Raw genomic sequence first — 22959 nt, 5'->3', positions numbered from 1 at the left:
AGGAGACCGGTGATCGACGACACCCTCCTCGAGGCCGAGGAGAAGATGGAGCGTGCGGTTGAGCACGCCAAGGAGGAGTTCGGCGCCATCCGTACCGGTCGCGCCAACGCCGCCATGTTCTCCAAGGTCATCATCGACTACTACGGCACCCCCACGCCGCTGACGCAGATGGCGTCCATCGCGGTCCCCGAGCCGCGGATGGCCATCATCAAGCCGTACGACAACTCGCAGATCAACGCGATGGAGAAGGCGATCCGCGACTCGGACCTCGGGGTGAACCCGAACAACGAGGGCAACCAGCTGCGCATCCTGCTCCCGCAGATGACCGAGGAACGCCGCCGCGACATGATCAAGGTGGCTCGGCACAAGGGCGAGGAGGCCAAGGTGGCGATCCGCAACGTCCGCCGCCGTGGCAAGGAAGAGCTGGACCGGATCGTCAAGGACGGCGAGGCCGGCGAGGACGACGGTCGCCGCGCCGAGAAGGAACTCGACGACCTGACCCAGCGGTACGTGGCCAGCATCGACGACCTGGTGAAGCACAAGGAAACCGAGCTGCTCGAGGTGTGACCCATGCTTCGAGGCCCGTTCCCGACGTCGGGGACGGGCCTCGTTCCGTAGGTCAGCAGGGGATCCAGACGGTCCTGGTGCTCTCGGCGAACTGCTCGCCGGTGTCCCAGTCGCGCAGCGAGAAGTGGGCCGTGGCCCGCCCGGGGTGCAGCGCCGGAGCGATCCGGGCGAACGCCATCCCGAGTTCGACAGTGCCGCCGTCGCAGAGGATCTCGCCGGCGCCGTGTCCCCCGGTGGCCCAGAGGGTCGGCAGGCCGTCCTGCACCAGCGAGGCCGACATGAGGACGATGCCGGCCGGGCAGTTCCGGGCGGTGGCGGTGACCCCTGCTGCCGGGTACGTCACTCCCGGCTCGCCGACGGGCGGCTCGAACGGGAACAGCTCGCTGGTGTGGCGGTCGATGCTGATCCTGGTCCGTGCCGCGGTGGCGGCGGCCGGCGACCCTGCTCCCAGGACCATGGCGGCCACCGTCAACACCGCGAGACCGAACTTGTACATGTGAGTGTCCTTCCCCCGTTGCGGAGCGCGGGCTGGCGCCGGCGCGGCACCAGCGGACCACGCCGGGCGGGTTTCGCTCAGTACTCGATCGTGCACCGGACGAGTCGGATCGACGGCTGCGGATTGCCTGCGGTCTGTCGTACCGAAGGGGTGTGCGTCGCGGGCCGGCGGGCCGGCGGCGCGGGTGGCGTCCGTGGGCGTGCCTCGTCCGCCGTGCCGATCCGGCGTGTGCAGTAGGCTCGGCAGGATTCCCGGCCACCGGGTGGTGAACACCGGGGATCGACCGACCGTCGGGGCGGTCAATCGGAGGAACATCGCACGTGTAGGGGATGCTTGTGGTCTTGCGTCATGTGGTGGTTCTCGTGCCGCGTCGCGGTGCGTGATGTCCCACCCCGACCCCTACGGCAGCGAGCCTCGCGGCTGGGACCGGCCGGAGCGCCCGGTGGTGCTGCCCTGGCCGGAGCAGGAGCTGGAGGCCGGCCAGTGGAGCCGCCGTCCGGCCGCCGGCCCTGAGCTGTACGCCGACCCGCACGCCCGGCCGTACGCCGACCCGCACCCAGCGGACCCGTACGACGAGCGTGGCCGCCCGGTCCGCCCGGACGACCGTTTCGACGACCGCGACCGGCACGTCGACGACCGCAACCAGCCCGACCGGTACGACGACCCGGGGTACCCGACCGAGCAGCTCGCGCCCATCCGGGCGGAGGTGGTGCCGGACGAGACTCCGACGACCGCTCGACGCTCGAAGGGGCGACGCCGGGCCAGCCTCGACCGACCCGCCACCCAGCAGGTGGGCACCGGGCGGGCCGGGCGCAACCTTCCCGCCGCGATCGGGGTCGGGCTCGGCCTCGGCGCGCTGATCGTGGTGCCGCTGGCCTTCTATCCGTTGGCCTTCCTGCCGGTGATCGCCGCCGCGGTCGCCATCGGCATCTGGGAGATGGCCCGCGCGGTACGACGCAGCGGTGCGCACCCGCCGCTGGTGCCACTGATCGCCGGTGGCGTGTTGACAGTGGGTCTGGCCTGGTACGCCGGCCCGGACGCGCTCAGCCTGGGGCTGCTGGTCACCGTGCTGGGCACCATGATCTGGCGGTTGGGTGACGGGCCGGCCGGCTTCCAGCGGGATCTCACCGCGGCCACCCTGATCGCCGTCTACGTGCCGTTCCTCGCCGGTTTCGCGGCGTTGCTGGCGGCGGCCCCCGACGACGGGCACCTGCGCATCCTGGCCACGCTGATCGGGGTGGTTCTCTCCGACACCGGCGGGTACGCGGCTGGTGTCTCCTTCGGCCGTCACCCGATGGCCCCGTCGATCAGCCCGAAGAAGTCCTGGGAGGGCTTCGCCGGCTCGGTCGCCGCGGCGGCCCTCGGCAGCGCGGTGCTGCTGTGGCTGATGTTCGAGGTGGCCCCCTGGTGGGGCGCGCTGTTCGGGGTGGCCGTCTCCTGCGCGGCGGTCCTCGGTGACCTGGCCGAGTCGATGATCAAGCGGGATCTCGGCGTGAAGGACATGAGCAACCTGCTGCCCGGTCACGGCGGTCTGATGGACCGACTGGACTCGATCCTGTTCGCGGTGCCGACGGCCTACCTGCTGTTGGCGGTCCTGGTGCCGGTGGTGAACTGAGGTATGAATCACGGCTTCCTGGCCATCCGGCTCCGGCGGTCGCGGCCCGTTCGACACCTCCGGACCGGCAGCCGCCGCCGACGGCGTGACACACTGGACAAGCCATGACGAGCCTGCCCCTGATCCCCGCCATCTCGGTCGCCCCCGCCGCGCGCCGGGCCTCCATGCCCCCTCAGCACCTCGCTGACCTGGACCTGGCCGGCCGCCAGGCGTTGGTCACCGGGCTGGGTGAGCCGGCCTTCCGCGCCAAGCAGGTCTCCAACCACTACTTCGGGCGGTTGGTCCGCGACCCGCAGGCGATGACCGATCTGCCCGCGGCGACCCGGGAGCGGCTGGCCGACCAGTTGCTGCCGACGTTGCTCAACCCGGTGCGCGAGCTGGCCTGCGACGACGGCGCGACCCGCAAGGCGCTCTGGCGGCTGCACGACGGTGCGCTGGTGGAGAGCGTGCTGATGGGCTACCCGGACCGGGTGACCGTCTGCATCTCCAGCCAGGCGGGCTGCGGCATGGCCTGTCCGTTCTGCGCGACCGGCCAGGCCGGGTTGACCCGCAACCTGTCGACGGCGGAGATCGTCGACCAGGCGGTGTACATGGCCGGGGTGGCGGCCTCCGGCGTGGTCGCGGGTTCCCCGCCGAGGCTGTCGCGCGTCGTCTTCATGGGCATGGGCGAGCCGCTGGCCAACTACAACCGGGTGATCGCGGCGATCCGTCGGCTGGTCAGCCCGGCTCCGGAGGGGCTCGGCCTGTCCCAGCGGCACATCACTGTTTCCACGGTCGGCCTGGTTCCGGCCATCCACCGACTGGCCAGCGAAGACCTCTCAGTGACCCTTGCGCTGTCGTTGCACGCGCCCGATGATGATCTGCGCGACGAACTCGTGCCGGTAAACCAGCGCTGGAAGGTAGCCGAGGTGCTGGACGCAGCGTGGGACTACGCCGCCCGGACGGGCCGTCGCGTGTCGATCGAGTACGCGATGATCAAGGACGTGAACGACCAGCCGTGGCGAGCCGACCTGCTCGGGCGGCTGCTGGCCGGCAAATTGGCCCACGTGAACCTCATTCCGCTCAATCCGACGCCGGGCAGTCGGTGGGACGCCAGCCCGAAGCCGGTCGAGCGGGAGTTCGTCCGGCGGTTGCGCGACGCCGGGGTGTCCACCACAGTTCGGGACACCCGGGGTCGCGAGATCGACGGCGCGTGTGGCCAACTCGCCGCCGCCGAAGACAACGACACCAACACCGACCGCGCCGGAGAGGCACCGGCGTGACCGGGCGTGGCGAACGAGACCAGGAGACATAGTGGCGAGTCAGGGTCAGCGTTTCCGGCGCAAGGCGCTCCGCCGGGGATACAAGGTCGACGAGGTGGATGCCTTCCTCGACCGGGTCGAGGCGACGCTCGACGGCCGACAGGTCGGTGCCCCGGTGGCCTCCCAGGAGGTTCATGACGTCGTCTTCCGGGTCCGCTTCAACGGCTACGACGAGTGGCAGGTCGACCTGCACCTGGACCGGGTCGAGCGGCAGCTGGCCGAGCTGGAGGAGCGCAACAGCGCCGGGCGCGGTGGCGACCCCCGGATGGGTGACCGGATGGGCCCACCGGACCGGATGGGTCCGCCCATGCGTGACGACCGGGGCATGGTTCCGCAGCCGATGCCGCCCCGGCCGATGCCCGCGCAGCCCGGCCCGCCCTACGGTCGCTACGACGAGCCGACCGGTGCCTTCGCCGGTGGGTACGACGCCCCCCGCGGCGGTGGTTACGACGCGCCACGTGGCCCGGCCGGTCCCCCGATGGGTCCCGGTGGCCCGATGGGCCCCGGCCCGATGGGTGGCCACGGCATGCCGCAGCGCGGCCTGCCCGCCGGCCCCAGCGGGTACGGCCCCCCGGACGACCAGCGCTCACCCGGTGGCTACGGCCCGGATGATCAGCGCGGCGGGTACGGCCCCGACGACCAGCGCGCGCCCGGCGGTTATCCGCCGCCGCCGGAGGAGCCGCGCTTTGACGGCTTCGAGGCCGGGCGGCACGGCCGCGCCGACATGACGGCCGAGATCCGGATGCCGGAGCGGGATCTGCGCGACATGCGCCGTGGTCCGGCCGGTCCGCCTCCGATGCCGCAGCAGGGCATGGGCGGCCCGCCGATGGCCGGTCCGCCCGCGGTGGCCGGCCCCCCGATGGGTGGCCCGCCGATGGGTGGGCCGCCGATGGCCGGTCCGCCCGGCAGCGACCTGTACCGGGTCGACCAGATCCGTCGTAGCTTCCAGGTGCGCCGGTTCGGCAGCGGGTACGACCCCGACCAGGTGGACCGGTTCTTCGACACCCTGCTCGGTGGCATGCAGCGCCGCAACCCGATGCCGGTCGACCCGAAGGACCTGGACACGCTCCGGTTCGGCCTGGTGCCGGGTGGCTACTTCGAGGCCGAGGTCGACGCCGCGCTCAAGGACGTGCAGGACATCCTCTTCGGGCGCTGAGCCCGACGCGACACGGACGAGGGCCCGTCCCCCGGGTGGGGGCGGGCCCTCGGCGTACGTCGGCCGGCCGTCCGGCGGTGGGTCGGGTCAGGAGCGCAGACCGCTGCGCCGCAACACGATGTCGCCGATCACGATGATCAGCAGCAGCGCGGCCAGGCCGATCAGCCAGATGTCCTCGACCCTGCCCTCGTGGTTGCCGCAGATCATCGCCAGCAGCGCCAGTGCGGACAGCACGGCGCCGATCTGCCCGGCCTTGCGGTGCCCGGGCTTGTGCTGGTCTGGCGACGTTACCGGCTCGCTTCCTGCCACTGTCGGTCCTTCCCTCGCGATCGGATCTTTGGTTAGTCTGGCACGCCTCGTACGCGGTGCGGTGGGGTGGGGGTTTCCTGGCCATCGGCCCTGCCCCACCCGGGCTGGACGGCACTACCGGCGTCGCGGGGCGGCGGTCAGACTCGCTCCGGTAGCGTTTGGCGTACACCTGATTGTCTGTTTGAGGGGGACTGTGCGGTGCGAGTGACCGGAACCGGGCACGCCAGCATGCGGATCGACACGGCCGCGGGCAGCATCCTGTGCGACCCGTGGGTCAACCCGGCCTACTTCGCGTCGTGGTTTCCTTTCCCGGACAATTCACTGCTGGACTGGGAGAGCCTGGGTCAGGTCGACTACCTGTACGTCTCCCACCTGCACCGGGACCACTTCGACGCGAAGCACCTGCGCGACTTCGTCTCCAAGGACGCCACGGTCCTGCTCCCCGAGTTCCCCACCTCGGAGATGGAGGACGAGTTCCGGGCGCTGGGCTTCACCAAGTTTCTGAAGGCGCCCAACGAGCAGGTGGTGGAGCTGCCCGGCGGCCTGAAGATCATGATTCAGGCGTTGACCAGCCCGACCGACGGACCGATCGGCGACTCCTCGCTCTGGGTCGAGTACGGCGGTGTGCGGCTGCTCAACCAGAACGACGCCCGCCCCACCGACCTGAGCGTCTTCGCCGAGCTGGGGCACGTGCACGCGCACCTGCTCCAGTTCTCCGGTGCGATCTGGTATCCGATGGTCTACGAGCTGCCGCAGGCGGCGAAGACCGCGTTCGGTAAGCAGAAGCGTGACCGGCAGTTCGACCGGACCTGGCGGTACATCGACGACCTGAAGGCCTCGCACGTCTTCCCGATCGCCGGCCCGCCGTGCTTCCTCGACGACGCCCTGTGGCAGTTCAACGACATCCACGGCGACGAGGGCAACATCTTCCCCGACCAGTCCGTCTTTCTGTCGGAGTACGCCAAGGTCGGCGGCACCAACGGGATCGTGCTGCTGCCGGGCAGCGTCGCCGAGGTCACCACCGAGGGCGCGAGCACCACCCACCCGGTGCCGGTGCAGGAGTTCTTCGCGAACAAGGTCGCGCACCTGGAGGAGATGCGGGAGCGCAAGCGCCCGATCATCGAGGCGGAGAAGGCGTCCTGGCGGCACCCCGAGGTGGACGTGCTCGGCGAGATGAAGCGTCGGATCGAGCCCTTGCTCGACGAGTCGATCTACCTGGCCAAGGGGGTTGGCGGCCCGGTCCGTTTCGACCTGGTGGGGTATGACGGCGAGAGCGTCGAGTCGATCGTGGTGGACTTCCCCGGCAAGGAGGTCCGGCCGTACGCGGACGAGAAGGTGCGCTACCGGTTCCGGACCGAGCGGTCGCTGATCGAGCACCTGCTCTTCATCGACGAGGTGGACTGGGTCAACTCGCTCTTCCTGTCCTGCCGGTTCTCGGCGGCCCGGATCGGCCAGTACAACGAGTTCGTCTACGCGTTCTTCAAGTGCCTGTCCGAGGAGCGGCTCCAGTACGCCGAGGGCTGGTACGACGAGCACGAACGCAGCACCGACGCCGAGGACATCACGTTGGGCGACTGGGTGGTGCAGCGGCGGTGCCCGCACCTGAAGGCGGACCTGACCCGCTTCGGCATCGTCGACGGTGACCAGCTCACCTGCCAGTTGCACGGCTGGCGCTTCGACCTGCCCAGCGGCCGCTGCCTGACCAGCGTCGGCCACAAGGTGCGAGCCCACCGGGTGGACGCGGAGACTCCGGCTCCCGCCGGCGAGGCGGTGATCTGACCCGCCTTTCGTCCCAGCGCGCGTCGATCATGGAGTTTTGGGGGGGGCAAAAGCCTTGAAATGCACTGAATCGGGCACCACAAGTCCATGATCGACGCGGCTCAAGGGGCGGGGCGGGTTAGGCCGACAGGTCGGTGAGGATGCGACGGGCGGCGTTGTGGCCGGCTGCGCCGATGACGCTGCCGGCCGGGTGGCAGCCGGCGCTGCCGGCGTACACGCCGTCGATGCCGGTGGCGTAGGGCATCCGGTCGGTGAACGAGACGGTGTTGTCAACGTGGTGGATGTGCCCGCCGGTGATGCCGAAGTGCTCCTCGATGCCGGGCGGCGGCAGCGGTACCGCGTCGGCGATCAGGTCGACGGTGCCGGGGGCGTACCGCTCGACGATCCCGATCAGCCGGTCGACGTAGCCGGGCAGTTCCGCGTCCCAGGTCGTGCCGGCGAGCTGGTAGGGGACGGACTGGACGAAGAGGGCCGACGAGTGGTGCCCGGCGGCGTCGGAGAGCGACGGGTCGACGGTGGTGTGCAGGTACCACTCGATGGTGGGCTCCGCCGGCAGCAGCCCGGCCTGCACGTCCGCCCACATCGCGCGCAGCGCGGTCATCGGCGAGGTGGCCGCCCCGCCGACCAGCGACGCCGACCCGGGCAGCAGGTGGATGGTCGAGCCGAACGGACTCGGCGTGCCGTCCGGCAGGCAGGAGAACCGCGGCAACCCGGTGAGCGCCAGGTTGAGCTTGAGGGTGGTGCCGGGCCGGCGGACCGCCGCCATCCGTGCGCCGAGCGGCGCCGGGAGCGCGCCGTCGGGCAACAGGTCCATCAACCGGTACGGGTCACACGCACCGAGCACCACCCGGGCGGCGACCTGCCTGCCGTCGGCCAGCACGACTCCGCTGGCCGCGCCGCCGTCCACTGTCACCGCGCTCACCGGCGTACCGGTCAGGATCGTCGCCCCGGCGGCGCGCGCGGCCTCGGCGAACGTCCGCGAGACGGTGCCCATCCCACCCTCGGCGATCATCCAGGTGCCGCCGGAGCCGGGCAGCCTGCACATGTTGTGCACGAGGAAGTTGTGCCCGGTGCCGGGGTCGTCCGGGCCGGCGTTGAGCCCGGACAGGCCGTCGGTGACCGCGTACATGCTGACCAGCAGTTCGGAGCGGAACTCGAACCGGGCCAGATAGTCGGCGACGGAGCCCTGCACCAGGTCGACGAAGACCTGACGCAGCGCCGGGCGGACGTGCCGCTCGGCGGTCTCCGGCACGCTCAGCGGCTCGGCCAACCAGGCCGGCGCGAGGTCTTCGCGCAGCGCGGCCAGCTCGGCCTGCATGGCGTCGTCGGCGGCCACGTCGGCGGGGGAGAAGAACTCGGCGAGCTGCGCCCGGGTGGCGGCGGTGTCACTGCCGAAGAGCAGGTACGGCGAGCCGAGGCCGCCCGGGGTGGGGAGAAAGTAGTGCGGGTCGCGGCGTAGCACCGGGATTCGTACGTCGAGCGTGGCGAGCAGCTCCGGCGGCATCAGCCCGAGCAGGTACGACCCGGTGGAGTGGCGCAGCCCCGGCACCTTCGGGAACGGGTTCTCGGTGCGGGTCGCGCCGCCGATCACGTCGGCGGCCTCCAACACGAGGACGTCCAGGCCGGCTCGGGCCAGCAGGACCGCGGAGACCAGACCGTTGTGCCCGGCACCGACGATCACGACGTCGGCGCGGGCCGGAATCTCACTGCTCATGCCGCCGCAGCCTAGTCCGCCGACACGCCGCGCGAGTGGCAGTAACTTCATGATCGACCAGGCCCCGGGGTGCGGGGGGTGCGGGGGGTGCGGGTGGTGCGCCAGTGGGAGAGGGCCAGGGTGGCGGAGTAGCCAGCCAGGACGATCACGTGGAACAGGTAGAGCCAGAGGAGTACGGCCACGCCGGCGCCGATGTCGTCGAAGCCGCCGAAGGGCACTCCCAGGTCCAGCGGGAGCGAAGCGAAGAGCACGAAGCCGTGCAGGAAACCGGAGAGGTTCGCCGCGGTGAACGACCCGACCCCGAGGGTGGAGAGCCAGTCCGGTGAGGCTGGCCCGACGACCCGGAACACCCACACCAGCACCGGCGTCAGCACCAGCCAGACCCCCAGGAACGACAGCACCACGCCGAGCACACCGAGCCAACCGCCCTGGCGTACGAGGCGGGTGGTGAGCGGGAGCGCCAGCAGGATCGACAGCAGCAGCGCGGGTGCCGGCGCGAGCAGTGGCAGTAGCAGGAGCCGGCCCCGCCAGCCGACCAGGTGCTCGTCGGAGCGGGGCGCGGCCACCGAGACGAACGCCCGGCGCAGGCCCTCGCCGTACAGCGAGGCGGGCAGCAGGGAGGCCAGCGCCAGCAGCGGGGTCAACTCCACCCCGGCGTCGACCAGTGCCTCCACCGCCCGGGGCGCGCCGATCGCGGTGGGCAGGGCCTCCACGGCGTACGAGGTGAGCCGGCGTACCCGATCGGCCCCGGCCGCCAGTGCGGTGAGCCAGATCGCCAGCAGGGCGACCGGCACCACGGCGATCGCCCCGTAGAAGGTGATCGCGGCGGCGTGCAGCGACAGGTCCCGTCCGCGCACCGGACGGAACGCGGCAGTGGTGATTCGTTTCGCGCGCTGCCATCCGTTGCCCATCGGATCCTCCTTCCCCGTCGCCGGGGCCGTCACTCCTTAAGATCGCCGGTCATGACTGTTCTCACCACCGAACGCCTGATCCTGCGCGATTGGACCGACGATCCGGCCGATCTGGCCCGGATCTACGACATCTACTCGCGTCCCGAGGTCAGCCGATATCTGGGCATGGCGTCGGGTCTGCCGATGACCAACCCGGCCCAGGCCGTCGAGCGGCTGCGGATCTGGCAGGAGCGGCACGCCGACGACGGCGGCCGGTACGGCACCTGGGCGATCGAGGTACGCGAGACGGGTCAGGTGGTGGGCACCGTGTTGCTCAAGCCGCTGCCGGGGCGCGACGAGTCGCGCCGGACCGACGACATCGAGGTGGGCTGGCACCTGCACCCGGACGCGTGGGGTCACGGCTACGCCACCGAAGCGGCCCGCGCGGCGGTGGCCCGGGAGTTCGCCGCCGGTACCGGGGAGATCTACGCGGTCGTGTCGCCGAGCAACGAGCCGTCGATGGCGGTTGCTCGGAGGCTGGGCATGACCCATGTCGGTCAGCGCACCGACTGGTACGGCGGGGAGCTGCTGGAGACCTTCGTGCTGACCGCACCAGATGCCTGATCGTTCCCGCACGACCTGACGCAAGATCCGTGCAACTTCGGGGAAGGTGTGGCCTCCACTCGTCGGGAGGCGGCACCTTCCCCGAAATTGTGGGCCGGTCGGGCAGGGCAGTGACCCCCAGGGCAGACAAGTCCGTCAATAGTCACGGTGGTCGAAGTGTTGACGCTCCCGTAGCACGTCAGTAACCTTTGGGTCAAAGTAACGCAAGATTTTGACAAAGAAGTGCACGGTTCTGTGCATGCTCTCGGAAGATTCAACGGGCCTCCTGGGGAGGCCCGTTGATGGTCGTACCCATCTGGTGTTTCCAGGACGAGCGGCGCCCTCGCACCGCCCGTGCCATCCCGTCTCTCTCCACACCGGCTCACGCATCGGCCGGCGCTGCACCGCCGCACCCCCACCCCCGTGGTCCAGCCACCGCGGCAACCGTCCCCCCGACGACAAGGACAGTGATGAGACGAACGAATCTGTTCAGGATGGTGGCGGCCACGGCCGCCGCCGCGCTGATCGCGACGGCCGGGGCGACCGCCGTCGCGAACCCGGCCGCCGCCGCCCGCCCGGCCGACCCGGCCGCCGCACCGAGCACCGGCTTCGCCCCGGCGGCCACCAACCTCGCCCAGGGCCGTCCCACCCAGGAGAGCGGCCACGCCGACGTCTACGACTCGTCGAAGGTCGTCGACGGCAACGCGGGCAGCTACTGGGAGAGCGTCAACAACGCGTTCCCGCAGTGGGTGCAGGTCGATCTCGGCTCGTCGCAGAGCGTCAACCAGGTCGTGCTGAAGCTGCCGACCTCCGGTTGGGGGACCCGGACACAGACGCTGAGCGTACGAGGCAGTGCCAACGGTTCGTCCTTCACCGACCTGGTCGGGTCACAGACGTACACCTTCAACCCCGCCAGCGGCAGCACTGCCACGATCAACTTCAGCTCGACCTCCACCCGCTACGTCCGGATCACCATCACCGCCAACAGCGGTTGGCCGGCCGGGCAGCTCTCCGAGCTGGAGGTGTACGGCAGCGGCGGCACCACCCCCGACACCACCGCGCCGAGCGTGCCGGGCACGCTGTCGCAGAGCACGTCGGGCAGCACGATCACGCTCAGCTGGGGGGCCTCCACCGACTCCGGCGGCAGCGGGCTCGCCGGCTACAACGTCTACCGGGGCGACAACCTGATCGCCACGCTGGGCACCGTCCTCACCTATCAGGACACCCAACCGGCCACGGCGACCGTGTCGTACCACGTCCGGGCCCGCGACGGCGCCGGCAACCTCTCCGGCAACAGCAACACCGTCACCCGCACCGGCAGCAACCCGCCGGCCTGCACCAACGTGGCGCAGGGCAAGAGCATGACGGCGAGCGGCTCGACCTTCAGCTTCACCCCGGACAAGGCGAACGACGGGCAGCTCACCACCTACTGGGAGGGCGCGGCGAGCTACCCGCAGAACCTGACCGTGGCGCTGGGCGCCAACCACTCCATCTCCGGTGTCACGGTGAAGCTCAACCCGGACCCGGCCTGGGGCACCCGTACCCAGACCATCCAGGTCCTCGGTCGCGACCAGGCGTCGTCCTCGTACACCAGTCTGGTGTCGGCGGCGGCCTACCAGTTCGCCCAGGGCAGCAACGTGGTGACCATCCCGGTCAGCGCGACCACCGCGGACGTGCAGTTGCGGTTCACCGGCAACACCGGCGCCCCGTCCGGCCAGGTCGCCGAGCTCGAGGTGTGCGGCACGCCGGCGCCCAACCCGGACCTGGTCGTCAGCTCGGTGACCTGGTCACCCTCGTCGCCCAGCGAGGTCTCGCCGGTCACGCTCTCCGCCGTGGTGCAGAACATCGGGTCGGCCGCCGCCGGTGCGACCACTGTGAACTTCAGCCTGGCCGGCGCGGTCGTCGGCAGCGCCTCGGTGGGCGCGCTCGCCGCGGGCGCCTCGACCACCGTGTCGTTCAACGCCGGTACGCGGCCGATGGGCAGCTACGCCGTCTCGGCGGTGGTCGACCCGGCGAACACGATCGTCGAGCAGAACAACGGCAACAACAGCCGCACCGCCGCGTCGCCGCTGGTGGTGGCGCAGGCCCCGGGCCCCGACCTCCAGGTGCTCAGCATCGCCTCGAACCCGCCGAACCCGGCCGTCGGGGCGTCCGTCACCTTCACCGTGACGGTCCGCAACCGGGGCACCGCCGCGACCGGCGCGACCACTGTCACCCGTCTGGTGGCGGGCAGCACCACGCTCAACACCAACACCGCCTCGATCGCCGCCGGCGCGACGGTCACCGTGGCCGTCAGCGGCAGCTGGACCGCCACCAGCGGCGGCGCCACCATCACCGCCACCGCCGACGCCACCAACGTGGTCACCGAGACCAACGAGACCAACAACGCGTTCAGCCGGTCGATCGTGGTCGGTCGTGGGGCCGCCGTCCCGTACGTCTCCTACGAGGCGGAGGCCGGCCGTTACCAGGGCACGCTGCTGGAGGCCGACCCGCTGCGTACCTTCGGGCACACCAACTTCGCCAGCGAGTCCTCGGGTCGCAAGTCGGTACGACTCACCAACACCGGCCAGTTCGTCGAGTTCACCTCGGCCAACCAGGCCAACTCCATAGTGGTGCGCAACTCCATCCCGGACGCGCCCGGTGGTGGCGGCATCGAGGCGACCATCAGCCTCTACGTCAACGACGTCTTCTCCCGGAAGTTGACACTGTCGTCGAAGCACAGCTGGCTCTACGGCAACACCGACGGGCCGGAGGCGCTGACCAACTCCCCGCAGGCCGACGCCCGACGGCTCTTCGACGAGTCGAACGCGCTGTTGGCGCAGTCGTACCCGGCCGGCACCCGGTTCAAGTTGCAGCGCGACTCGGGTGACACCGCCTCCTTCTACGTCATCGACATGATCGACCTGGAGCAGGTCGCGCCGGCGGCCAGCCAGCCGGCCGGCTGCACCTCGATCACGTCGTACGGTGCGGTCCCCAACGACGGGCTCGACGACACCGCCGCCATCCAGCGCGCGGTGACCGACGACCAGAACGGCGTGATCGGTTGCGTCTGGATCCCCGCCGGGCAGTGGCGGCAGGAGCAGAAGATCCTGACCGACGACCCGCTGAACCGGGGCACGCACAACCAGGTCGGCATCAGCAACGTCACGATCCGGGGCGCCGGGATGTGGCACTCGCAGCTCTACACGCTGACCGAGCCGCAGAACGTGGTGGGCGGCATCAACCACCCGCACGAGGGCAACTTCGGCTTCGACATCGACAAGAACACCCAGATCTCCGACATCGCCATCTTCGGCTCGGGTCGGATCCGGGGCGGTGACGGCAACGCTGAGGGTGGCGTTGGTCTGAACGGTCGCTTCGGCACCGGCACGAAGATCAGCAATGTCTGGATCGAGCACGCCAACGTGGGCGTCTGGGTGGGCCGCGACTACGACAACATCCCCGACCTGTGGGGGCCGGCCGACGGGCTGGAGTTCACCGGCATGCGGATCCGCAACACGTACGCCGACGGCATCAACTTCAGCAACGGCACGCGTAACTCGCGGGTGTTCAACTCGTCCTTCCGCACCACCGGTGACGACGCGCTCGCCGTCTGGGCCAACCCGTACGTCAAGGACCGCAACGTCGACATCGCCCACGACAACCACTTCGTCAACAACACCATCCAACTGCCCTGGCGGGCCAACGGCATCGCCATCTACGGCGGCTACGACAACTCGATCGAGAACAACCTGATCTACGACACCGCCAACTACCCGGGCATCATGCTGGCGACCGACCATGATCCGCTGCCGTTCTCCGGCACGACGCTGATCGCCAACAACGGGCTCTACCGCACCGGCGGCGCCTTCTGGAACGAGGACCAGGAGTTCGGTGCCATCACCCTCTTCCCGGCCACCAGGGACATCGTCGGAGTCACCATCCGCGACACCGACATCATCGACTCCACCTACGACGGCATCCAGTTCAAGAACGGTGGCGGCAACATGCCGAACGTCGCCATCACCAACGTGCGGATCGACAGGTCGAACAACGGTGCCGGCATCCTCGCGATGAGCGGCGCGCGCGGCAACGCCAACCTGACGAACGTGACAATCACCAACTCGGCCGACGGCAACATCGTCATCCAGCCGGGCTCGCAGTTCGTCATCAACGGCGGCTAGCCCTGCCCGGGGGGCCGCTCCGGCGGCCCCCCGGTCGACGATCGCGCTTGATCAACACGATTTCAGCGAAGTCGGGGTGTCCGCACGCTGCGGACACCCCGACTTCCGTAAACCCGAGTCGATCATGCCGGGTAGTGGCGATAGTCGGACATCCGACGCCGCCGCCGACGGGTAGAACCGGTCATGACCGTCGAGGACGGCAGTTGACCTGGTTCGACAGGGTGGGCAGCGGAAGTTGTGCTGCCTCTGGCGGCGATCCAGGGTGCGTGACGTGCCTCGTGCCGACCTGTCAATGTGGAAAGTGGATCGGCGCCGCGATCGCGGTGGCTGCCCGGCAGCAGGGTCGGAGGCGAGCATGGATGACGAAACCGGGTCCACCACAAGCCGGCCGCTGCGGGCCCTCCTGCGCTGGTTGGGTGCCGCTGCCGCGATCGCCGGCATCGTGGGCGTGGTGTTCCAGGTGATCGAATGGGCCGGTTCCCGCGGCACGCCAGAGGCGCGGAGCAGCGCGGGAGCGAGCCCGACCTCGGCCACGCCCACCGCCACGGCGAGCGGCGACGAGCAGTTCGTGCAGGCCGGCCAGTGCGTGCGCAACGTCGGTGGCGCGGCCACCGTGGTGTACGAGATTTCCCCGTGTGGTCCCGGGACGTGGCGGGTGCTGGCTCGCGTCGAACAGGCCGTCGCCGACGAGGCGCAGGCCGATGCGGTGTGCGAGGCCCAGGCACCCGGCTTCATGGACTACCACTACTCGAACTGGACAAAACGCTCCGACTACCTCGACGTCGTGTTCTGCGTCGCCCCGGTCTGAACGCCGCCGGAACCTGGGGGACCAGGCCGATATCCCAATCTGTCGCACCGTGTGTGCGATGCCGTACCGGGTGGGGCGGCGCGACTAGGCTGAGCTGAGCAGGATGTCCGCTGAGGGGGTGAGCCCGGATGGCCCAGGCAGCGTTCGCGCCGGAGCCGGCGCCGCAGCACACCGAGCCGTCGTTCGACGTGCTGCGGTGGCACGACGAGCCGTGGACCGCGCAGCTCGCCCTCGACCTGTTGCCGGAGACCAACGGCCCCAAGGTTGAGATCCTGAGCGGAAGCGTGATCGTGACACCGCATGCCGGGTACGACCATCAGGACGCGGAGCTGGGTCTCGCCTATCTCCTCAAGCAGGCGGCTCGTCGGGCGAAGCTGTGGCTCTATCTTGAGACGAACATCGTCTCGGGCCAGGATCTCTTCATCCCGGACATCGTCATTCTCGACGCTCCCGGCGGCGGTCGAACGACGATGGACATCAGGCACGCTGTGCTTCTCGGGGAGATCGTCTCGCCCGGAAACCGGCGCAAGGACATCATCGACCGGCCGCGTGAGTACGCTGCCGCCCGCGTACCTTTCTTCCTCCGGGTTGACCTGCGCAATCGGGTGCCCACCATCGCGTTGTACGAGCTGGCCGAGGGGGAATACCGGCCGGTGGCTGCCGCTGCGGCCGGGACGCGCTTCGTCATGCGGGAGCCGTTCGAGTTCTCCATTGATCCGGCCGACCTGCTGGGCGAGGAGGCGCTGCCCGAGGCGTCGGCGGAGGGGGAGGGCTGAGGCTCCCAGCGGGCGTGCAGCGGAGGTGGGGAAGAATGGCCATGTGACTTCCCCCCGCGACCTTGTTCTGCTCGGGTCAACCGGTTCGATCGGCACCCAGGCCATCGACATCGTCCGGCGCAACCCGGACCGGTTCCGGGTGGTCGCCGTGGGCGCCGGCGGCGGCAACGTCGAGCTGCTCGCCGCGCAGGCCCTCGAACTGGGCGTCGAGGCGGTCGGGGTGGCGAAGGCCTCCGCCGCGCAGGATCTGCAACTCGCGTTCTACGCCGAGGCGAGTCGGCGCGGGTGGGCCACCGGGGACTTCAAGCTTCCCAAGATCGTGGCCGGTCCGGACGCCATGACCGAGCTGGCCCACTGGCCGTGCGACGTCGTGCTCAACGGGGTGGTCGGCTCGCTGGGCCTCGCTCCTACGCTGGCCGCGCTGCGCGGTGGTCGTACCCTCGCGTTGGCCAACAAGGAGTCGCTCGTGGCCGGCGGCCCGCTGGTCAAGGCCGCGGTGACGCGGCCGGGGCAGATCGTTCCGGTCGACTCGGAGCACTCGGCGCTGGCCCAGTGTCTGCGCTCCGGCACGCGCGGTGAGGTGCGCCGGCTGATCGTCACGGCCAGCGGCGGCCCGTTCCGGGGTCGACGGCGCGACGAGTTGACGCAGGTCACACCCGAGCAGGCCCTCGCACACCCGACCTGGAACATGGGGCCGGTCGTCACGATCAACTCGGCGACCATGGTCAACAAGGCGCTTGAGGTGATCGAGGCGCACGAGCTGTTCGACGTGCCGTATGCCGACATCGTCGTGATGGTGCACCCCCAGTCGGTGATCCACTCGATGGTCGAGTTCGTCGACGGGTCGACGATCGCCCAGGCCAGCCCACCGGACATGCGGCTGCCGATCGCGCTCGGTATCGGCTGGCCGGACCGGGTGCCCGAGGCCGCCTCCGCCGTCGACTGGACGGCCGCGCACACCTGGGAGTTCGCGCCGCTCGACGACGAGGCGTTCCCGGCCGTCGCCCTGGCCAAGGCCGCCGGGGAGACCGGGCGCTGCCGCCCGGCGATCTACAACGCGGCGAACGAGGAGTGCGTGGCCGCGTTCGTGGCGGGCCGGCTGCCGTTCCTCGGCATCGTCGACACCCTCGAACGCGTGTTGGAGGAGGCTCCGGACTTCGACGAACCAGGTACCGTCGAGGACGTGCTCGCGGCCGAGTCGTGGGCACGCGCGCACGCGCAGGAGATCATCGCGGGTTCGGTGGAAGGAGCTTGATGTCGTACCTGCTCGGGGTGGTCCTCTTCGCCCTGGCCATTCTCATCTCGGTGAGCCTGCACGAGGCGGGTCACCTGCTGACCGCCAAGGCGTTCGGGATGAAGGTCACCAAGTACTTCGTCGGTTTCGGCCCCACCATCTGGTCGTTCCGGCGGGGTGAGACCGAGTACGGCCTCAAGGGCATCCCGCTCGGCGGCTTCTGCAAGATCGTCGGGATGACCCCGCAGGACGACGACGTCGAGCCGGGCGACGAGTCGCGGGTGATGTGGCGCTACCCGGTCTGGAAGCGGACGATCGTGATGGCCGCCGGGTCGATCACGCACTTCGCGCTCGCCCTGGTCACGATCTGGATCCTCGCCGTCTCCGCCGGCCTGCCCAACCCCGACTTCCCGACCACCGACGCGCAGGCCCGCCAGGAGCCCGCCGTCATCCGGCTCAGTGAGTGCGTGGTCCCGGAAAACTCGCTGCGGGCGTGCACCCCCGCCGACGCGGCCAGCCCGGCCGCCCAGGCACAACTGCGCAACGGTGACCGGATCACCTCGGTCAACGGCACCCCGATCAACTCCTACGGCGACCTGCTCACCACGCTGCGCACGCTCAAGCCGGGGGAGACCGCGCAGATCGCGTACGTCCGCGACGGGCAGCCGGGCACCACCAGCACGGTGCTCGCGCAGACTGAGCGTCCGCCGCTGGACGACCCCAAGGGCGCCGCCGCGCCGGTGGCCGCGCTCGGCGTCGGGCTCGTCCCCAGCACGCCCACGCGCGTGACGTACGGCCCGGTCGGCGCCTTCGGCGCCACCGCCGACTTCACCGGTCAGCTGGCCGTCGGCACCGCCCAGGCGCTCCAGCGCCTCCCGCAGAAGGTCCCCGCCCTGTGGACCGCCCTCACCGGCGGCGAGCGGGACGTCGACACCCCGATCAGTGTGGTCGGCGCCAGCCGACTCGGCGGCGAGGCGGTGGAGAACAACGCCTGGCTGGTCTTCTTCATGCTCTTCGTGTCACTGAACTTCTTCATCGGCGTGTTCAACCTGCTGCCGCTGCTCCCGGTGGACGGCGGCCACATCGCCATCGCCTGGTTCGAACGGGCCCGCTCCTGGGTCTACGGTCGGATCGGCCGGGCCGACCCCGGCCGGGTGGACTACCTCAAACTGATGCCCTTCACGTACGCGGTGATCCTGATCGGTGGCGCGTTCACGCTGCTGACCATCGCCGCGGACGTGGTCAACCCGATCACGCTCTTCTCAAGGTGAGTGCCTGAAGTGACAGCTATCAGTCTCGGTATGCCCGCGGTGCCGCCCCCGCCGCTCGCTCCCCGTCGCGCCAGCCGCCAGATCATGGTTGGTTCGGTGCCGGTCGGTGGCGGCGCGCCGGTGTCCGTGCAGTCGATGACCACGACCCTCACCTCCGACGTCAACGCCACGCTCCAGCAGATCGCCGAGCTGACCGCGTCCGGCTGCCAGATCGTCCGGGTGGCCGTGCCCTCGCAGGACGACGTCGAAGCGCTGCCCGCGATCGCCAAGAAGTCGCAGATCCCGGTGATCGCCGACATCCACTTCCAGCCCAAGTACGTCTTCGCCGCGATCGACGCCGGCTGCGCGGCGGTCCGGGTCAACCCGGGCAACATCCGGCAGTTCGACGACAAGGTCAAGGAGATCGCCCGGGCCGCGGGAGCGGCGGGGGTGCCGATCCGGATCGGCGTCAACGCCGGGTCGCTGGACAAGCGGCTGCTGAGCAAGTACGGCAAGGCCACCGCCGAAGCGCTTGTCGAGTCGGCGCTGTGGGAGTGCTCGCTGTTCGAGGAGCACGGCTTCCGCGACATCAAGATCTCGGTCAAGCACAACGACCCGGTCGTGATGATCCGGGCGTACCGGCAGCTCGCCGAGCAGTGCGACTACCCGCTGCACCTCGGCGTCACCGAGGCCGGGCCCGCGTTCCAGGGCACCATCAAGTCGGCGGTCGCCTTCGGCGCACTGCTGGCCGAGGGGATCGGCGACACGATCCGGGTGTCGCTGTCCGCCCCGCCGGTCGAGGAGATCAAGGTCGGCAACCAGATCCTGGAGTCCCTCGGTCTGCGCGAGCGGGGCCTGGAGATCGTCTCGTGCCCGTCCTGCGGGCGGGCCCAGGTGGACGTCTACAAGCTCGCCGAGGAGGTCACCGCCGGCCTGGAAGGGCTGCCGGTGCCGCTGCGGGTCGCCGTCATGGGCTGCGTGGTCAACGGTCCGGGCGAGGCGCGGGAAGCCGACCTCGGTGTCGCCTCCGGCAACGGCAAGGGCCAGATCTTCGTCAAGGGGCAGGTCGTCAAGACGGTGCCCGAGGCGCAGATCGTAGAGACGCTGATCGAGGAGGCGCTGCGGATCGCCGACGAGATGGGCGCTGAGCTCCCCGAGGAGCTGCGCGGGCTGGTCACCGGCCCTACCGTCACCGTGCACTGATTTTCCATTTGGAAAAGCGGCCGTTCCCCGTGCGGGGAACGGCCGCTGTGCGTTCGTGCTGATCCTGCGCTCTCGCGCTGTGGTGCCGCGCCTTGCTGTGCCGTGCCCTGCTGTGCCGTGGTGCGGCCTGGCGTCACTCGGATTCGGCGAGGATCGCGTACAGCTTGCGTCGGGTCTCGTCGAGCACCTGGGCGGCACGCTCACGCTGGTCGTCGGTGCCGTTCATCATCACCTGGCGCAGCGCGTTCATCGCCTGTGCGCCGGAGTCACGGATGTCGTGCCAGCTGCTCACCGTGCCCTGGGCGACGTCCGCCCACGGCGGGGTCTGCGCGGCCTCGGTGGCCTCCGCCTGACCGGCATCGGTGACCGTGAACCGCTTCCGCCCACCACCGGACTCCTCGGTGCTGGCGACAATCACGCCCTCGTCCTCCAGCAGCTGGAGGGTGGGGTAGATCGAGCCGGGGCTCGGCCGCCACGCACCGCCGGTGCGGGAGTCGATCTCCTGGATCATCTCGTAGCCGTGCATCGGCCGCTCGGTGAGCAGGGCCAACACGGAGGCTCGGACATTGGGGCGTCGGCCCCGACCCCGCCCACGGCCCCGGCCGCCCCAGGGGCCGCCGTGTCCGTGCTCGTGGCCGTGCGGACCGGGCGGGACCGGCGGGAAGCCGAACCCCCGCATCCGGGCATCGTGCGTCGGGTGGTGCTGTCGGTGGAACCTCATCGGGTTCTCCCTTCCGTAGGACTATCGCTGATGCATCGACGATATATCGGCAATGCATCAGCGACAACCCCGATCTACCAAACCGTACGTACGTCTTGTTAGGGTGTCGGTCATGCGCCTGCTTCCCCCGCCGGGCCCGGCCCGGGTCCTCACCCTCGGCACTCTGGTCAAGACCGTCGGGCGGGGCCTCTGGCTCGTCGCCAGCGCGCTCTTCCTCACCCGGTCGGTCGGCCTGTCGGCCACCCAGGTGGGCATCGGGCTGACCATCTCTGCCCTGGTCGGTGTCCTGGCCAGCGCCCCGAGCGGCTACCTGGCCGACCGCGTCGGCCCACGCGGTGTGCAGGTCGGCGCGCTGTTCGTCGCCGGCACCCTGACCATCGGCCTGATCGCCGTGCGGTCGTTCCCCACGTTCGTGCTGGTGGGAGCGGCCACCGCGCTCGCCGACGCGGTCGAGCGCGGTGCCCGCGGCGCGCTGATCGCCGGAGCGATCCCAGCCGACCAGCGGGTACGCACCCGCGCCTACCTACGAGCCACCACCAACGTCGGGATCTCCGTCGGCGCCGTCCTCGGCGGCTTCGCCATCGCCGCCGACACCCGAACCGGGTACGTCGCGCTGATCCTGGCCTCGACGGCGACATCACTGGCCGCGGCGGTGGTCTTCCTTCGACTGCCCGCCGTCGCCCAGGTCGCCGCCCCGACCCACGGTCCTCGGCTGGTCGCCCTACGGGACCGCCCGTTCCTCGCCTTCACACTGGTCGACGGGCTGATGTCGATGCACTTCAGCCTGCTCACCATCGCGCTGCCGCTGTGGATCGCCGGCCACACCCGGGCCCCCGCCTGGATGATCTCCGCGTTGACGCTGGTCAACACCGTGCTGGTCGTGCTCCTCCAGGTACGCGCCGCTGGCACCGCCGCCACCCTGTCCGGAGCCGCCCGCGCCGCCCGCCGAGCGGGCGTGGCCATCGCCCTGGCCTGCGTACTCTTCGCCGCCAGCGGTGCGCTGCCCGCCGCCGGCGCGGTGGGCCTGCTCGGCTTAGGGTCACTCGCGCACGTCACCGGGGAGCTGTGGCACTCCGCCGCCGGCTGGGGGATCTCCTTCGGGCTGGCACCAGCGGACGCCCAAGGGCAGTACCAGGGGGCGTACGGCATGGGCTACGAACTGGGCAAGATGCTCGCACCGGTCGTGGTGACCACCCTCGCACTCGGCTGGGGCGTACCTGGCTGGCTCGTGCTCGGTGCCCTGTTTCTCCTGCTCGGAGCCCTCGTGCCCCCGGTCGTCCGGTGGGCCGGGCGGACCCGGCCTGGTGGAGACGGTGCCGGCCTTGTCACTCGACCGGCGAAGCAGGGTGCCGATCTGGCAGGCTGATAGTCGTGCTGACGGTGCCGGTACGCCAACTGGGGGAATCGGAGCGCCGCGCGGTTGAGCGACTGCTCGACCATGACCCGTTCGCGGGCGCGCAGGTCGCCGAGCGGATCGCCGCGCGCGGACTCTCCTGGTGGCGGGCCGAGGGCAGAATCCTGGGGTACGGGGCTCGCCGCAACCTGGAGTCACTCTGCTGGCTCGGCGGCAACCTGACCCCGGTGCTGGCCAGTGACGCCGCTGTGGCTGCCTTCGCCGACCTGCTCGCTGGCGAGGAGCGGCTCTGCTCCTCCATCGTCGGCCGCGCCGACGCCGTCCTCGGGCTGTGGGACCGCCTCTCCGACACGTGGGGGCCAGCGCGAGACGTCCGCCCCAATCAGCCACTGCTGGTCACCGACACGCTGCCACCCGTACCGGCCGACCCGGAGGTACGCCAGGTTCGCTCCGGCGAGGTCGACCGGCTCTTCCCGGCGGCGGTCGCCATGTACACCGAAGAGGTCGGAGTGTCCCCGCTTGCCGAGGACGGCGGCCGCAGCTACCGCCGGCGGGTCAACGATCTGGTCCGGACCGGTCGCGCGTACGCCCGCATCATCGACGGCAAGGTCGTGTTCAAGGCCGAGTTGGCCGTGGTCACCAAGCGGACGGCGCAGATCCAGGGCGTCTGGGTGGCACCGGAGTGGCGAGGCCGGGGGATCGCCACCGCCGCCATGGCAGCCGTGGTCCGCGACGCGCTGCTGCGGGTCGCCCCCACCGTCAGCCTGTACGTCAACGATTTCAACCTCCCGGCCCGCCGCGTCTACGAGCGCTGCGGCTTCCAGCCGATCGGCACCCTGGCCACCGTCCTCTTCTGACGGGTTGCCTGCGGGTCGGCCCCGCGGGTTGGTGTTTCCCCGGAGATCTTGGACAGTTTCCGTCAGCGGCTGACTGTGCTGTCCCGAGACATGTGTCAAGGGGAAGTCCCGATAGTTGTGTCATGAGTTGTTGATCAAGTTGTGTGGATGAGGCTGATGTAGG

At 70.3% G+C, this 22959-nt stretch carries 19 protein-coding genes; 14 read left to right on the top strand and 5 right to left on the bottom strand.

All coding sequences use genetic code 11. From position 1 onward, the window contains the following. Positions 1 to 9 precede the first annotated feature (9 nt). Complete coding sequence (gene frr / locus ACIA47_RS27675; RefSeq protein WP_088946658.1) at positions 10 to 567, top strand: ribosome recycling factor; 558 nt, start codon at positions 10 to 12, stop codon at positions 565 to 567. 52 nt (positions 568 to 619) lie between these two features. Here the strand turns inward: frr and ACIA47_RS27670 are convergent, their stop codons facing one another. Continuing rightward, positions 620 to 1063, bottom strand: coding sequence for a hypothetical protein (locus tag ACIA47_RS27670; RefSeq protein ID WP_203122900.1), 444 nt, complete (start codon positions 1061 to 1063; stop codon positions 620 to 622). Positions 1064 to 1445: 382 nt separating this feature from the next. Between ACIA47_RS27670 and ACIA47_RS27665 the strand changes: the two genes are divergently transcribed. From ACIA47_RS27665 to ACIA47_RS27655, 3 genes are all read left to right on the top strand, one after another. Then, a complete protein-coding gene (locus ACIA47_RS27665; RefSeq protein ID WP_396711326.1) occupies positions 1446 to 2678 on the top strand; it encodes a phosphatidate cytidylyltransferase in 1233 nt (410 codons plus the stop codon). 104 nt (positions 2679 to 2782) lie between these two features. Continuing rightward, positions 2783 to 3940, top strand: a complete 1158-nt coding sequence (rlmN, locus tag ACIA47_RS27660) for a 23S rRNA (adenine(2503)-C(2))-methyltransferase RlmN (protein ID WP_091400305.1) — start codon at positions 2783 to 2785, stop codon at positions 3938 to 3940. Positions 3941 to 3971: 31 nt separating this feature from the next. Next, entirely contained in the window at positions 3972 to 5135 is a 1164-nt protein-coding gene (locus tag ACIA47_RS27655) for a DivIVA domain-containing protein (RefSeq protein WP_396711325.1), read from the top strand. An 87-nt stretch (positions 5136 to 5222) separates the two neighbouring features. On the opposite strand, the gene ACIA47_RS27650 is transcribed toward ACIA47_RS27655, so the two are convergent. Beyond that, the gene (locus ACIA47_RS27650) at positions 5223 to 5444 is read right to left on the bottom strand and encodes a DUF2631 domain-containing protein (RefSeq protein ID WP_036412111.1); all 222 of its coding nucleotides are present in this window, start codon (positions 5442 to 5444) and stop codon (positions 5223 to 5225) included. Positions 5445 to 5642: 198 nt separating this feature from the next. Here ACIA47_RS27650 and ACIA47_RS27645 point away from each other — a divergent pair, with 198 nt between their 5' ends. Continuing rightward, a complete protein-coding gene (locus ACIA47_RS27645) occupies positions 5643 to 7223 on the top strand; it encodes a Rieske 2Fe-2S domain-containing protein (protein WP_396711324.1) in 1581 nt (526 codons plus the stop codon). 118 nt (positions 7224 to 7341) lie between these two features. Here the strand turns inward: ACIA47_RS27645 and ACIA47_RS27640 are convergent, their stop codons facing one another. Next, complete coding sequence (locus tag ACIA47_RS27640; RefSeq protein ID WP_396711323.1) at positions 7342 to 8937, bottom strand: phytoene desaturase family protein; 1596 nt, start codon at positions 8935 to 8937, stop codon at positions 7342 to 7344. A gap of 47 nt (positions 8938 to 8984) precedes the next feature. Further along, positions 8985 to 9848: a YhjD/YihY/BrkB family envelope integrity protein gene (locus ACIA47_RS27635; RefSeq protein WP_396711322.1), complete on the bottom strand. Its 864-nt coding sequence runs from the start codon at positions 9846 to 9848 to the stop codon at positions 8985 to 8987. A gap of 51 nt (positions 9849 to 9899) precedes the next feature. On the opposite strand from ACIA47_RS27635, the gene ACIA47_RS27630 reads away from it, so the two are divergent. The 7 genes from ACIA47_RS27630 to ispG all read left to right on the top strand — a co-directional run bounded on the left by ACIA47_RS27630 (position 9900) and on the right by ispG (position 19864). Further along, positions 9900 to 10451, top strand: a complete 552-nt coding sequence (locus tag ACIA47_RS27630) for a GNAT family N-acetyltransferase (protein ID WP_396711321.1) — start codon at positions 9900 to 9902, stop codon at positions 10449 to 10451. 449 nt (positions 10452 to 10900) lie between these two features. Further along, complete coding sequence (locus ACIA47_RS27625; RefSeq protein ID WP_396711320.1) at positions 10901 to 14593, top strand: CARDB domain-containing protein; 3693 nt, start codon at positions 10901 to 10903, stop codon at positions 14591 to 14593. A 355-nt stretch (positions 14594 to 14948) separates the two neighbouring features. Beyond that, positions 14949 to 15401, top strand: a complete 453-nt coding sequence (locus ACIA47_RS27620; protein WP_396711319.1) for a hypothetical protein — start codon at positions 14949 to 14951, stop codon at positions 15399 to 15401. Between the two features lie 128 nt (positions 15402 to 15529). Next, positions 15530 to 16177, top strand: a complete 648-nt coding sequence (locus tag ACIA47_RS27615; protein ID WP_396711318.1) for a Uma2 family endonuclease — start codon at positions 15530 to 15532, stop codon at positions 16175 to 16177. Positions 16178 to 16220: 43 nt separating this feature from the next. Then, complete coding sequence (dxr, locus tag ACIA47_RS27610) at positions 16221 to 17432, top strand: 1-deoxy-D-xylulose-5-phosphate reductoisomerase (RefSeq protein WP_396711317.1); 1212 nt, start codon at positions 16221 to 16223, stop codon at positions 17430 to 17432. Next, a complete protein-coding gene (locus ACIA47_RS27605; protein WP_203125912.1) occupies positions 17432 to 18682 on the top strand; it encodes a site-2 protease family protein in 1251 nt (416 codons plus the stop codon). Before dxr ends, ACIA47_RS27605 begins: the two co-directional genes overlap by 1 nt. A 9-nt stretch (positions 18683 to 18691) precedes the next feature. After that, the gene (gene ispG / locus ACIA47_RS27600; protein WP_278123724.1) at positions 18692 to 19864 is read left to right on the top strand and encodes a flavodoxin-dependent (E)-4-hydroxy-3-methylbut-2-enyl-diphosphate synthase; all 1173 of its coding nucleotides are present in this window, start codon (positions 18692 to 18694) and stop codon (positions 19862 to 19864) included. Between the two features lie 133 nt (positions 19865 to 19997). On the opposite strand, the gene ACIA47_RS27595 is transcribed toward ispG, so the two are convergent. After that, positions 19998 to 20585 carry a PadR family transcriptional regulator gene (locus tag ACIA47_RS27595; protein WP_396711316.1) on the bottom strand — a complete coding sequence of 196 codons (588 nt, stop codon included), beginning with the start codon at positions 20583 to 20585 and terminating at the stop codon, positions 19998 to 20000. A 112-nt stretch (positions 20586 to 20697) separates the two neighbouring features. Here ACIA47_RS27595 and ACIA47_RS27590 point away from each other — a divergent pair, with 112 nt between their 5' ends. After that, entirely contained in the window at positions 20698 to 21951 is a 1254-nt protein-coding gene (locus ACIA47_RS27590) for an MFS transporter (RefSeq protein WP_396711315.1), read from the top strand. 5 nt (positions 21952 to 21956) lie between these two features. Continuing rightward, positions 21957 to 22796: a DUF4081 domain-containing GNAT family N-acetyltransferase gene (locus tag ACIA47_RS27585; RefSeq protein WP_196921561.1), complete on the top strand. Its 840-nt coding sequence runs from the start codon at positions 21957 to 21959 to the stop codon at positions 22794 to 22796. Positions 22797 to 22959: the final 163 nt, after the last annotated feature.

It is taken from the genome of Micromonospora sp. NPDC051227 (genome assembly GCF_044455385.1).
Lineage (GTDB): Bacteria > Actinomycetota > Actinomycetes > Mycobacteriales > Micromonosporaceae > Micromonospora.
Note: the sequence above shows the minus strand (reverse complement) of the source record. Positions and strands in the feature narration are given on the sequence as shown.

Excerpts from the sequence above, each read along its gene's own strand:
- ACIA47_RS27670 (WP_203122900.1), bottom strand. The coding sequence starts at position 1,063 with ATGTACAAGTTCGGTCTCGCGGTGTTGACGGTGGCCGCCATGGTCCTG.
- ACIA47_RS27665 (WP_396711326.1), top strand. The coding sequence starts at position 1,446 with ATGTCCCACCCCGACCCCTACGGCAGCGAGCCTCGCGGCTGGGACCGG.
- rlmN (WP_091400305.1), top strand. The coding sequence starts at position 2,783 with ATGACGAGCCTGCCCCTGATCCCCGCCATCTCGGTCGCCCCCGCCGCG.
- ACIA47_RS27640 (WP_396711323.1), bottom strand. The coding sequence starts at position 8,937 with ATGAGCAGTGAGATTCCGGCCCGCGCCGACGTCGTGATCGTCGGTGCC.
- ACIA47_RS27635 (WP_396711322.1), bottom strand. The coding sequence starts at position 9,848 with ATGGGCAACGGATGGCAGCGCGCGAAACGAATCACCACTGCCGCGTTC.
- ACIA47_RS27630 (WP_396711321.1), top strand. The coding sequence starts at position 9,900 with ATGACTGTTCTCACCACCGAACGCCTGATCCTGCGCGATTGGACCGAC.
- ACIA47_RS27625 (WP_396711320.1), top strand. The coding sequence starts at position 10,901 with ATGAGACGAACGAATCTGTTCAGGATGGTGGCGGCCACGGCCGCCGCC.
- ACIA47_RS27620 (WP_396711319.1), top strand. The coding sequence starts at position 14,949 with ATGGATGACGAAACCGGGTCCACCACAAGCCGGCCGCTGCGGGCCCTC.
- ACIA47_RS27615 (WP_396711318.1), top strand. The coding sequence starts at position 15,530 with ATGGCCCAGGCAGCGTTCGCGCCGGAGCCGGCGCCGCAGCACACCGAG.
- ACIA47_RS27605 (WP_203125912.1), top strand. The coding sequence starts at position 17,432 with ATGTCGTACCTGCTCGGGGTGGTCCTCTTCGCCCTGGCCATTCTCATC.
- ACIA47_RS27595 (WP_396711316.1), bottom strand. The coding sequence starts at position 20,585 with ATGAGGTTCCACCGACAGCACCACCCGACGCACGATGCCCGGATGCGG.
- ACIA47_RS27590 (WP_396711315.1), top strand. The coding sequence starts at position 20,698 with ATGCGCCTGCTTCCCCCGCCGGGCCCGGCCCGGGTCCTCACCCTCGGC.